This is a genomic window from Streptomyces sp. NPDC093544, assembly GCF_040683495.1.
Classification (GTDB): Bacteria; Actinomycetota; Actinomycetes; order Streptomycetales; family Streptomycetaceae; genus Streptomyces.
The window spans coordinates 31,513-42,765 of sequence record NZ_JBFBEA010000015.1 but is presented as its reverse complement, the minus strand read 5'-3'; the positions used below and the strand labels follow the sequence as shown (position 1 = coordinate 42,765).

The window sequence follows — 11,253 nt, the reverse complement described above, 5'->3', positions numbered from 1 at the left end:
GAGCGGTACAACGATCGGCCAGCCTACCGCGCGCAGTACGACAACAGGATCACAGGGCGCGATCGGCGCGATCGGGCAGACGGCCTGTGAGCAGGAACGCGACACTCCGCTCCGTCTCCGTCCAGACCCTTGTGTCGAGTTCGACGGACTGGATGAGGGCGCACTCCACCTGGTATCCGTGCTCCGTCAGGTGCCTGCCGATGAGTTCGGCGGCGTCGCGGGTCGAGGCGTGCGTGACGATGCACTGCGGCCGGCGATCAGCGACCGCGGAGACCACCGCGACTCCGCCGCCCCCGACCCGTACGACATCGGGTTCGGGCAGGTCCTCCAGGATGTGCGGCGCGGCGCCGTGCACGATCTGCATCTGAACGCCGAAACGGCGGGCGGAGTCCTCGGTGCGGGCGCAGGAGCCGGGGTTCCGGTCGACCGCGATGACGGCGGCGCCGGTGCGCGCCGCCTCGGTGGCGAAGGCGCCGCTGCCGGAGCCGATGTCCCAGACGAGGTCTCCGACGCGCGGCCCCAGGCGGGCGAGTTGGGCGGCGCGCAGCAGATCCGTTTCGCCTTCGCCGAGTGCGCCGCCGTACGCCTTCGCGGGCAACGCCCAGCCACGCGGTCCCGAGGCCGGCTCGGGTCCCGCGATCCAGCTGCCGCCCTCCGCCGCGGCCACGAAGCCGCCGATGACGATGACGACGTTGGGGTCGCGCCAGGTGTGGTCGGCCGCCTTGTCGGAGGTGAGGATCGTGACCTGTTCGTTCGCGGTGCCGAGTTCCTCGCAGATGACGAAGGTGCGGTGCACTCCGTCCATGAGGAGGCCGAGTTCGGCGGGGCCGGCGCCGGGCGAGGTGAGGACGGCGACCTTGGTGTGTGCGCGGCATACGTTCACTGCGCGTCTCAGGGTGCGGGCATGGGCGACGACCACGTGTGCGTCGTCCCAGGGCATACCTGCGCGGGCGAACGCGGTGGCCACCGAGGAGACGGCGGGAACGACTTCGACCTCCAGGCCGAACTCGGGGCCCCGCAGAGTGCGGACAACGCCGAAGAACCCCGGGTCCCCGTCGGCGAGGACGACGGCGCTGCCCCGGTGGCCCGCGATCCTGCGGGCCGCGAGGGCGACACTGCCGAGGCGTATGCGTTCGGCGGTCGCGGGCACCTCGGGAAGCGCGAGGTGATGTGCCGTGCCGGCCACCAGTGTCGCGGCGCCGAGAGCTGAGCGCGCCGCGGCGGTCAGCGGCGAGCCGTCCCAGCCGATCACCGTGACCCGGTCGGCCATCGTCGTCAGTCTCCAGAAAGGTTTTCGCAGGTCGTCAGGGCAGTCCCGCAGGCAGGCTCCGTGAGAGTACCTGGTACCGCCGGGCGGCGCCCTGACGGGCTCCGGAGGGTGGGAGCGGTCCCAGGGATTCCGCACCCGGGCCGATGGGTCCAGGTCTGCCTCCGGGGACTTCCCCGGTTTCCCCTCGAGGACTCCCCGGAGTCAGTTCCAGTCGGAGAACGACGTGAAACCGCTGTCGGCGAACTGCTCGCCCACACCGTCGAGGTCCTCCGGCAGGAGGCTCCACACGATGTAGTCGGTACGTACGTCGGTCCAGTCGCCGTCCTCGGTACGGGTGCGCGCTATGCAGGCGCCTCGCAGGACGCCCTCGCTGATGCAGCCGATCTTCTGGGCGACCTGCTGCGAGGCGGTGTTGTCGGCGGCCGTACGCAGCTCGATGCGCTCGAACTTCTGCTCACGGAAGAGCCATTGGGCGGTGGCGAGCGCGGCCTCCGAGGCATAGCCCTCACCGCGGGCCCAGGGGGCGATGATGTACGACAGTTCGGTGGACCGGACGTGCCAGTTCGTCTTGGCGAGCTGGACGATGCCGACCAGGCGCTGGGTGAGGAACTCCGTGACAGCGAGGTCGAGTCCACGGCCCGCCCGGCGTTCGGCGGGCGCGTAGTCGGTGATCCAGGAGCGGGCGCCGTCCTCGGTGAAGGGCTGGGGCACCGCTGTCCAGGCCGCGACCATCTCGTCGTTCATCATCTCGGTCAGAGCGGCGACGTCGTCGTCCTCGAGCGCGCGCATTACCAACCGCTCCGTGCTGATGGAGATGTCGGGGAAGGTGCTCGTCATGCGCCGCTCCGTAACCTTCGGGAACCTCGGGCCCTGGGAAAGCACCGGGCCCGCTGAACTGCCCAGCATGCAGCATGAAACCACCGGTACGCACCACGGGGTCCACTCCACGTGATGGAGCGAACCCCGTGCGGTGACGAAGGCTGTCAGCCGGAAGTGACCGGCAGGACCGAGCCCTTGTACTTGTCCTCGATGAACTTCTTGACTTCCGGCGAGGTCAGGAGCTCGGCGAGCTTCTTGACCCGCGGGTCGTCCTCGTTGCCCTTCTTGACCGCCAGGAGGTTCGCGTAGGGGTTGTCCTTCGCGGACTCCAGGAGGATCGCGTCGGTGGCGGGGCTGAGCCCCGCGTCCTGGGCGTAGTTGTTGTTGATCACCGCTGCGGCCACGTCGTCGAGCGAGCGCGGCAGCTGGGCGGGCTCCAGCTCCTTGAACGTCAGGTGCTTCGGGTTGGCCGTGATGTCCTTGGGGGACGCGGTCGTGCCGGCACCCTCCTTGAGCGTGATGACGCCCTTGGAGGCAAGGAGCTTGAGGGCGCGTCCCTCGTTGGTGACGTCGTTGGGCACCGCGACGGTGGCTCCGTCGGCGAGTTCGGTGACGTCCTTGATCTTCTTCGAGTACACGCCCATGGGCGGCAGGTACGCCTTGACGACCGACACCAGGTCCGTGCCCTTGGACTTGTTGAAGTCGTCCAGGTAGGGCTGGTTCTGGTAGAGGTTCGCGTCGAGCGAGCCTTCCTGGAGCGCGGTGTTCGGCAGGACGTAGTCCGTGAACTCCGTGATCTTCAAATCGAGTCCGGCCTTCTTGGCGAGGTCCTTCTGTATGTACGAGAGGACTTCGCCGGCCGGTACGGCGGTGGCGCCGACGACCAGGGCCTCGTCGTCACCGCTGCCGGAGTCGGATCCCGAACCGCAGGCGGTCAGTCCGAGCCCGAGGGCGATCGCGGCGGACACCGCGGATATGACGTGCTTGCGCATGGAGTTGACCCCTCTGAAACCGGTCGTCCCGTCAGAACGACGGGATGACGGAACCCTTGTACTTGTCCTCGATGAACTTCTTGACCTCGGGCGAGGTGAGGAGCTCCGCGAGCTTCTTGACGCGCGGGTCGTCCTCGTTGCCCTCCTTCACCGCCAGGAAGTTGCCGTACGGGTTGTCCTTCGCGGACTCCAGGACCAGGGCATCGTCGGCGGGCGAGAGGTCGGCCTCGATGGCGTAGTTGCCGTTGATCACCGCGGCGTCGACATCCTCAAGGGAGCGCGGGGTCTGGGCCGCCTCCAGCTCCTTGAACTTGAGGTCCTTCGGGTTCTTGGCGATGTCCGCGGGGGTCGCTTCGTTGCCCACGCCGTCCTTGAGCGTGATGATCCCGTTGGCGGCAAGCAGCTTCAGCGCACGCGCCTCGTTGACCGAGTCGTTCGGGACGGCGATCGTCGCACCGCTCTTCAGGTCGTCGGCGCTCTTGACCTTGCTGGAGTAGAGGCCGAGCGGCTCCAGGTGCACCGTGACGACGGGCACGATGTGGGTGCCGTTCTTCTTGTTGAAGTCGTCGAGGTACGGCTGGTTCTGGAAGTAGTTGGCGCCCACGGACCCGTCCTCGGTCGCCGTGTTCGGCGTGACGTAGTCGGTGAACTCCTTGACCTCCAGGTCGAGGCCCGCCTTCTTCGCCAGGTTGTCCTTGACGTAGTCGAGGATCTCCGCGTGCGGAACCGGGCTGGCGGCGACGACCAGCGGACCGCTGGTGTCGGAGGCGGAGTCCTTGTCCGAGCCGCAGGCTGTGAGGCCGAGGGTGAGGGCTCCGGCTGCGAGGACGGCAGTGCTGAGCTTTGTGGCGTTACGCACGAAAAGTGCCTTTCCATGTGGGTATAGCTGTCCCCGTGATGGGTGATACGGGGAAATCTGCGGGTGGGTGAAGAAGTGGGTGAAGAACTACTCAGGCGACCTTGCCGACGTCCGCGGCCGCGGGCTCCTTGGCCTTCAGCAGCCTCAGCCTCGGGCCGGCCCCGGATTGGCCACCGCGCCGGTGCAGCCCGCGCGCCGCGTAGTCGCCGGCGAACTGGATGACCGAGATGACCACGGCGAGGATCCCTACGGTGATCCACATCAGCTCGGTCTCGAAGCGCTGATAGCCGTACCGGATCGCGATGTCGCCGAGGCCTCCGGCGCCGACGGTGCCTGCCATCGCCGAGTAGCCGATGAGGGCGACGATCGTGGTGGTCGCCGAGGAGATCAGCGACGGCAGGGACTCCGGTACGAGGACCTTGCGGACGACGGTCCAGGTGTTGCCGCCCATGGACTGCACGGCCTCGACGAGCCCGCCGTCCACTTCGCGGACAGCAGTCTCGACGAGCCGCGCGAAGAAGGGGATCGCCCCGATAGCGAGCGGCACGATGGCGGCCTCGCGGCCGATCGTCGACCCGGTGAGCCAGCGCGTGAAGGTCATCAGCGCGACCATCAGGATGATGAACGGCATGGAGCGGGCGATGTTCACGATCTGGCCGATGACGCGGTTCGCCAGGACGTTCTGGAGCAGTCCCCCACGGTCGGTGAGGACGAGCAGAATGCCGAGCGGCAGACCGCCGACCACGGCGATGAGCGTGGACCAGCCCACCATGTAGAACGTGTCCCAACACGCCTGGGACAGCAGCGGCTGCATCTCCGACCAGGTCACTTGGCACCCTCTTTCAGCAGTACGGGCGCCTGGCCCTGAACGTCGATCTGAAGCCCCTGCTCGCGCAGGAACCCGATCGGCACCACGTTCTCCTCGTAGCGGCCGGGCAGTTCGATGCGCATCCGGCCGACCTGCTTGCCCGCGACGGTGTCCACCGCGGCGCCGAGGATCGAGATGTCGATGTTGTAGGTGCGGGAGAGCCGCGAGATGACGGGCTGGGTCGCGGCCTCGCCGTGGAAGGTGACGTCGATGACCGTGCGGTCGTCGTCGGTCGGGTCGCCGCTCACCGGGAAGAGTGCGGCGGCCAGTTCGGAGCCGGGCGTCGCGAGCAGCTCGCTGACCGTGCCGGATTCGACGATCCTGCCGTTCTCCATGAGGGCGGCCGAGTCGCAGATGGTCTTGACGACGTCCATCTCGTGCGTGATGAGCAGGACGGTCAGGCCCAGCTGCCGGTTCAGGTCACGCAGCAGCTGGAGGATGGAGCGGGTGGTCTCCGGGTCGAGGGCGCTGGTCGCCTCGTCGGAGAGCAGCACCTTCGGGTCGCCCGCCAGGGCGCGGGCGATGCCGACGCGCTGCTTCTGGCCGCCGGAGAGCTGCGCCGGGTAGGCCTTCGCCTTGTCGGTGAGGCCGACCAGGTCGAGGAGTTCGAGCGCCTTGCGTGAGCGTTCCTTGCCGGAGACGCCGAGGATCTCCAGGGGCAGCTCCACGTTGTCCTGGACGGTGCGCGAGGAGAGCAGGTTGAAGTGCTGGAAGACCATCCCGATGTGGCTGCGTGCCTTGCGGAGCTCCCTGCCTGCCCGGGGGCCGCGGCCGGCGAGCGCGGTGAGGTCCTGCCCGGCGACGGTGACCGTGCCGGAGGTGGGGCGCTCCAGGAGGTTGATGCAGCGGATGAGCGAGGACTTGCCGGCGCCGGACTGGCCGATGACGCCGTACACCTCGCCTTCGCGTACGTGCAGGTCGACGCCGTCCAGGGCGGTGACCTCACGGCCGCGTGAGCGGTGAGCCCGATAAACTTTCGTGAGGCCCGTGGTCGTGATCACTGGGGTTTCCGTCACTGTCGAGTGCAGGCGTGGGTGTGCGCCGGGCACGGGTGCATTCGGTCGGGAACGCGGCACGGTTCTCGCGGTGGCGATGGAAGCCGGGGTGTGAAGAAGAATCGTGTGCGCGAGGCTGCGCCCATCACGTCCGGGGACGGACAGGGCGCGCCGGCTCGCTTCGGGGCGCGAGGCTCGGGGTGGTGCGGGGGCCCTCTAGAAGGCGCACATTCGACACATACAACGAGCACCGGGCGTCATGGTCGCCTCGGTCGCAAGGATGCGGCTGCTCGTCGTGGTCATAGAACAAGTAAAGCAGACACAAAGGCGGGGCCCACCACCGCTGTCCGTATACCGGACAGCGGTGGACGGCTTTCAGCCCCGGCCGGAGATCTCCACTCCGTGCGCGCTGACCAGCACTGACAGGGCGGAGAGGTTCTCGACCACGAGGTCGGCGTCCAGCTCGTGGGACTGGTGGGTTGTGGCCAACGCCACGGTGGTCATTCCGGCGGCGCGGCCGGCCTGGAGGCCTGCCGGGGCGTCCTCGAAGACCACACAGCGGGCCGGGTCGACGCCCAGTTCGCGGGCGGCGAGGAGGTAGGGCTCGGGGTCGGGCTTGCCGCGGGTGATGTCGTCGGCGGTGATCAGCGTCTTGGGGCGGATGCCGACCTCGCCGAGCCGTGCCTCGGCCAGGCGCCGGGTGGCGGAGGTGACGACGGCCCAGCGGTCGGCGGGGAGGGAGTCGAGGAACTCGGCCGTCCCGGGAAGCAGCAGGACCCCGCCCGGTACGTCCTCGACCTCCAGCTGTTCGATGCGCGCGAGGGCCTCGGGGACCAGGTCGGCGGGCAGCAGGTCGGCGGCTATCTCGGCGGCGGGGCGGCCGTGCAGTTCGATCCGGGTGAAGTCCTCGGCGGTGATGCCGTACTCCTCGTACCACCGGGTCCAACAGCGGTTCACCGACTCCAGGGATGAGACGAGCGTTCCGTCGTTGTCGAAGAGGAGGGCTTCAGCGTGGATCGTCATGCCTTCGACCCTACGGGGCACCCCGGGGGCAAGCGCATCAGGTCTTTTGGCCCGTAATAGGGTCGGCACATGCTTGATGCCCTGACGGTCGCGACCGCCGTCGCCGCGCTCGCGCTCGCCGCCTGGTGCGGGTGGGCCGCCTACCGCGATCAGCCCACCAAGGACTGGCACTTCATCGGCATGGCCGTGGTGTCGCTGCTCGCCGTGATCCAGCTGGTGGTCGGCATCGTCCAGCTGGCGCGCGGCGAGAAACCGGAACAGGGCACGACGATCTTCGTGGCATATCTGGTCGGCGCCTTCGCGTGCATCCCGGCCGTGGGTCTCATGTCGCTGACCGAGCGCACCCGCTGGGGATCGATCACCGTGGCCGCCGGCGGCATCGTCCTCGCCGTTCTCGAAGTGCGGCTCTATGACATCTGGGGAGGCTGAGATGACGGCCGCGGAGGAGAACGGGACCGTGCCTCAGGAGGAGAAGAAGCGGACACGGCTGATCAGCGGTCCCGGCATGCTGCTGGTCTGGCTGTACGGCGTGATGGTCGTCGGTGCCGTCTCGCGCAGCGCCGTGCAGATCTCGACGGAGTTCGACAAGGCCCCGCTCGCCTACTCGCTCTCCGCGATCGCGGGGCTCGTCTACGGCTTCATCACGTACTCGCTCGTGCGGGGCGGTGAGACGGCGCGCAGGGCGGCGCTGGTGTGCTGCGCCGCCGAGCTCGCGGGCGTGCTGATCGTCGGGACCTGGACGCTGGTTGAGCCGTCCGCCTTCCCCGACGCAACGGTGTGGTCGGACTACGGGATGGGCTATCTGTTCATCCCGGTGCTGCTGCCGGTGTCGGCGATGTACTGGCTTCGCAAGGCTGCCCGTACGGCCGGTCGGTAACCGCTGGGCGCCCCCCACACAGTGACGGCCGGGCAGCGTCATTCGGCTGTGCCCCAAAGGGGCGCGGGGAACTGCGCGACCAGCCACAACGGAACCGCAGTTGACGCACCGGCCTGCCGACGGAGCGCCTACGCGCTGGCCGCGAACGCGCCCGCGTGGGCGCCCTTCGCAAGGGTCACCAGCGTGAGCCGCTCGTGGACGCGCTTCGTGGAGACCTGGGCGTAGCCGTGTTTGCGGTAGAGCCCCAGGTTGCGGTCGCTGCGGTGGCCGGTGAAGAGCTCGAAGGACTTGGCCGCGCCGTCCGCGCCGAGCTTGGCCTCGATCGCGGCGAGCAGGCGTCCGCCCAGCCCGTGACGCTGCATGCGCGGGTGGACGATGAGTTTGTTGATGCGGGCGGTGCCCTCGGCGTCCACGGCGCCGCGGACCGAAGCCACCACCTCGTCCCCGAGCCTGGCCACCAGGACCGTGCCTTCGGCCAGCTCGGCCCTGAGGGAGTCGAGCGGCTGGGTGAGTGGCTCGATGCCGTAGTCGCCGTACAGCTCGGCCTCGCTCTGGTAGCAGAGGTACTGCAGCTTGAGGATCTGCTCGGCGTCCTGTGTGGTCGCCGCCGAGATGGTCACGCTCATGCCCATGTGTGCACGCCTCCCGCTCACCTGTTCCACCGGTCGTCCCTCACTCCTATCCCCGCGGTTCTCCGGCCGCAACCTCCGGCGTCAGCAATCGACGCAGACATCCCAGACATCGGGAACGTTCCGGGCCCAGACTGCCCTGTGAGATACCCAACTCCCCCGCAATCTCCCGGTAGGTGAGGTCCTTCGGGGACAGCAGCGCCGCCAGCAGGCTCGGGCAGCGGCCGGGCAGGCGGCGTACCGCGTCGTAAAGCGCGCGATGGCGGGCGGCGGTCATCGCCTGCTGCTCAGGGCCGGCGCCGTCGTCGTCGGCGGGATCGGCGGCGTACGGCTGTTCGATGCGGGCCGTACGGCGGCTGCGGCGGGCCTCGGAGCGGACGGCACGGCGCAGCCAGCCCTGTGGGTCGACGGGTGGGCCGTCCGTGTCGAGGCGCTCCAGGAGGCGCAGCCAGACGGCCTGTTCGAGGTCGCCCTGTTCGGCGCCGGACGCATATGCCTCGGCCGAGGCCTCGGCGGCGAGCAGTGGGCGCAGCGTGGCAACCATGTCCTGTGTCATATGCGGAACGACGCGGCCGCCCCGGCGGGTGGTTGCCGGGGCGGCCGTCTGTCACCCCAACCGGGGTGGTGGGGTCATCCGTTGACGAAGTCCGCGCGGGCGAGCACCGCGGTGTCCGCGTTGTCGGAGAAGACGCCGTCGATGCCCGTCTCGAAGTAGACCTGGAAGACACCGAAGACGTCGCCGTAGGCGTCCGCGTCCGTGCCCTTACGGTAGGCCGGCGGCAGGAAGGGGTTCTCGTTGCGCATGGTGTAGGGGTGCAGGATCAGGCCCTGCGCGTGTGCGTCCCTGACCAGGGTGGTCGGCTTGGTGAAGTCGCCGTTCGCGTCCTTCGGGATGATCAGGTTGAGCGTGGGGCCGATGCCCTGGGCGTAGGAGGCGATCTCCTTCAGGCCCTTGGGGGTGATGAGGTCGGCGACAGTGCGCGGGTCGCCGGTCGAGACGAAGTCCCAGGGCCGGGTGTTCGCGGCGTCGAGCAGGACCGCGAGCGGGTTGTCGACGAGCTTGTTCATCCGCTGGAGGCTGGTCGGCTCGAAGGACTGGATGATGACCGGCGAGTCCTTCTTGTCCTTGCCGGCCTTGCGCAGCACCTTGGCGAGCTTCACCTCGGTGTCGAGGCCGAGCGCCCGGAAGTAGGTGGGGTGCTTGATCTCCGGGTAGATCCAGACCTGCTTGCCGCGCTTGCGTGTCTGCTCGTCCTGCCACTTGAGCACCTCTTCGAACGTGGGGATCTCCCAGCGTCCGTTGTAGAGGGTGTTGTGCGGACGGTTGGCGGGGATGCGCTCGATCGCCCGCAGGGTCTTCAGCTCGGCGAGCGTGAAGTCCTCGGTGAACCAGCCGGTGGTGGCGATCCCGTCAAGGCTCTTCGTGGTCTTGCGGCTTGCGAACTCGGGGTGGTCCGCGACGTCCGTGGTGCCGCCGATCTCCGGCTCATGACGGCAGACGAGGTGACCGTCCTTGGTGGGCACCAGGTCGCCCGCCTCGACGACGTCCGCGCCGAGGTCGAGGGCCAGCTGATAGGACCCGAAGGTGTGCTCCGGCCGGTAACCGCTGGCCCCACGATGTCCGATGATCGTCGGCTTCGGCAGGCTCTGGTAGCCGCCGCCCGACTTCTGCGCATCCGCTCGGGCCACGCCGGGCAGTCCGAGGACCGCGCCGCCCGCCCCCAGCACCGCGGCTCCGAGCAGCGTCCGCCGCGCGGCGCCCCGCTCCTGTCCGTTCGACTCCTGAGCTCCCATGACTGCTCCCGCTGTTGTGCCCCCGCACTGTCAAAGCGGTTCGATCGTAAGTTCTCTTGTGTGACGGGAGGGAGACCTGTGGCGTAACACGCGGGTGCCCCCGGATGTCGTACGGAACTAGCATGGTGACAGCGCGTCGGCTTTGAATCCGCTGTGTGGGGTACGCGCAGAACACAGGCACCGCGAACGGTCGTACGGGTGCGGTGCATCGAGCGGTCTTGGGTGCCGCGCGCGAGATCGGTCACATCGTCTCGGCCGCGCGACAGCCGCTCACCGGTGCGCCACCGCAGGTAAACGTAGGTCAACAGTGCGTATCCACTCGGTGAACCCGATGTGCAATACCCCCGGAGCCGCGAGTATCGTCCTCACCTGCACATACTCATACTGAACCCCTTGACACCGGAGGGCCCGTTGTCCCGCTTCGCGCTCATCAAGGCAGTGCTCGGACCGATCATGCGCCTGATGTTCCGCCCACGGGTGGAGGGTGCGGAGAACATCCCGGGCGAAGGTCCGGTGATCCTGGCCGGCAACCACCTCACGTTCATCGACTCGATGATCATGCCGCTGTTCTGTGACCGTCAGGTCTTCTTCATCGGCAAGGACGAGTACGTCACCGGCAAGGGCGTCAAAGGCCGTCTGATGGCCTGGTTCTTCACCGGCTGCGGCATGATCCCGGTCGACCGGGACGGCGGGCGCGGCGGTGTCGCGGCGCTGATGACCGGCCGCCGGGTGCTGGAGGAGGGCAAGGTCTTCAGCATCTACCCGGAGGGCACCCGCTCCCCCGACGGCCGCCTCTACCGGGGTCGCACGGGCATCGCCCGGTTGGCCATGATGACCGGCGCGCCCATCGTCCCGTTCGCCATCATCGGCACGGACAAGATCCAGCCCGGCGGCGCCGGCTTCCCGCGCCCCGGCCGGGTCACGGTCCGTTTCGGTAAGTCGATGGAGTTCTCCCGGTACGAGGGGATGGACCGCGACCGCTATGTCCTGCGGGCCGTGACGGACTCCGTGATGACCGAGGTCATGCGGCTGTCGGGTCAGGAGTATGTGGACATGTACGCCACGAAGGCCAAGGCGGCGTAACGCTTCAACGGGTGTGCCCGACCGGTGGTCGCCGGTCGGGCACA

Annotated in this window: 13 protein-coding genes; 3 read left to right on the top strand and 10 right to left on the bottom strand. The window is 68.5% G+C overall.

What is annotated here, in order from left to right:
- Positions 1 to 49: 49 nt before the first annotated feature.
- From cbiE to AB0N66_RS23125, 7 genes are all read right to left on the bottom strand, one after another.
- Positions 50 to 1,270, bottom strand: a complete 1,221-nt coding sequence (gene cbiE / locus AB0N66_RS23155; RefSeq protein ID WP_365438252.1) for a precorrin-6y C5,15-methyltransferase (decarboxylating) subunit CbiE — start codon at positions 1,268 to 1,270, stop codon at positions 50 to 52.
- 201 nt (positions 1,271 to 1,471) lie between these two features.
- Positions 1,472 to 2,107 (bottom strand): GNAT family N-acetyltransferase, encoded by a 636-nt coding sequence (locus tag AB0N66_RS23150; protein ID WP_365438249.1) that lies wholly within the window; start codon positions 2,105 to 2,107, stop codon positions 1,472 to 1,474.
- A 146-nt stretch (positions 2,108 to 2,253) separates the two neighbouring features.
- On the bottom strand, positions 2,254 to 3,081 hold the full coding sequence (locus AB0N66_RS23145) for a MetQ/NlpA family ABC transporter substrate-binding protein (RefSeq protein ID WP_365438246.1): 828 nt from the start codon (positions 3,079 to 3,081) through the stop codon (positions 2,254 to 2,256).
- A gap of 31 nt (positions 3,082 to 3,112) precedes the next feature.
- On the bottom strand, positions 3,113 to 3,940 hold the full coding sequence (locus AB0N66_RS23140; protein ID WP_365438243.1) for a MetQ/NlpA family ABC transporter substrate-binding protein: 828 nt from the start codon (positions 3,938 to 3,940) through the stop codon (positions 3,113 to 3,115).
- A 91-nt stretch (positions 3,941 to 4,031) separates the two neighbouring features.
- Positions 4,032 to 4,769 carry a methionine ABC transporter permease gene (locus tag AB0N66_RS23135; RefSeq protein WP_365438240.1) on the bottom strand — a complete coding sequence of 246 codons (738 nt, stop codon included), beginning with the start codon at positions 4,767 to 4,769 and terminating at the stop codon, positions 4,032 to 4,034.
- On the bottom strand, positions 4,766 to 5,809 hold the full coding sequence (locus tag AB0N66_RS23130; RefSeq protein ID WP_365438238.1) for an ATP-binding cassette domain-containing protein: 1,044 nt from the start codon (positions 5,807 to 5,809) through the stop codon (positions 4,766 to 4,768). The genes AB0N66_RS23135 and AB0N66_RS23130 overlap by 4 nt, the downstream gene beginning before the upstream one ends.
- Before the next feature lie 369 nt (positions 5,810 to 6,178).
- Complete coding sequence (locus tag AB0N66_RS23125) at positions 6,179 to 6,826, bottom strand: HAD family hydrolase (RefSeq protein WP_365438235.1); 648 nt, start codon at positions 6,824 to 6,826, stop codon at positions 6,179 to 6,181.
- Positions 6,827 to 6,895: 69 nt separating this feature from the next.
- On the opposite strand from AB0N66_RS23125, the gene AB0N66_RS23120 reads away from it, so the two are divergent.
- On the top strand, positions 6,896 to 7,255 hold the full coding sequence (locus AB0N66_RS23120; protein WP_365438232.1) for a hypothetical protein: 360 nt from the start codon (positions 6,896 to 6,898) through the stop codon (positions 7,253 to 7,255).
- A 1-nt stretch (position 7,256) separates the two neighbouring features.
- Positions 7,257 to 7,703, top strand: a complete 447-nt coding sequence (locus AB0N66_RS23115; RefSeq protein ID WP_365438229.1) for a hypothetical protein — start codon at positions 7,257 to 7,259, stop codon at positions 7,701 to 7,703.
- A 128-nt stretch (positions 7,704 to 7,831) separates the two neighbouring features.
- On the opposite strand, the gene AB0N66_RS23110 is transcribed toward AB0N66_RS23115, so the two are convergent.
- The 3 genes from AB0N66_RS23110 to AB0N66_RS23100 all read right to left on the bottom strand — a co-directional run bounded on the left by AB0N66_RS23110 (position 7,832) and on the right by AB0N66_RS23100 (position 10,126).
- Positions 7,832 to 8,335: a GNAT family N-acetyltransferase gene (locus AB0N66_RS23110; RefSeq protein ID WP_365438226.1), complete on the bottom strand. Its 504-nt coding sequence runs from the start codon at positions 8,333 to 8,335 to the stop codon at positions 7,832 to 7,834.
- A gap of 46 nt (positions 8,336 to 8,381) precedes the next feature.
- Positions 8,382 to 8,888 (bottom strand): sigma-70 family RNA polymerase sigma factor, encoded by a 507-nt coding sequence (locus AB0N66_RS23105; RefSeq protein WP_365438223.1) that lies wholly within the window; start codon positions 8,886 to 8,888, stop codon positions 8,382 to 8,384.
- Between the two features lie 74 nt (positions 8,889 to 8,962).
- Positions 8,963 to 10,126 (bottom strand): glycerophosphodiester phosphodiesterase, encoded by a 1,164-nt coding sequence (locus AB0N66_RS23100; protein ID WP_365438221.1) that lies wholly within the window; start codon positions 10,124 to 10,126, stop codon positions 8,963 to 8,965.
- Between the two features lie 393 nt (positions 10,127 to 10,519).
- On the opposite strand from AB0N66_RS23100, the gene AB0N66_RS23095 reads away from it, so the two are divergent.
- Positions 10,520 to 11,209, top strand: a complete 690-nt coding sequence (locus AB0N66_RS23095) for a lysophospholipid acyltransferase family protein (RefSeq protein ID WP_365438218.1) — start codon at positions 10,520 to 10,522, stop codon at positions 11,207 to 11,209.
- The last annotated feature ends 44 nt before the right edge of the window (positions 11,210 to 11,253 follow it).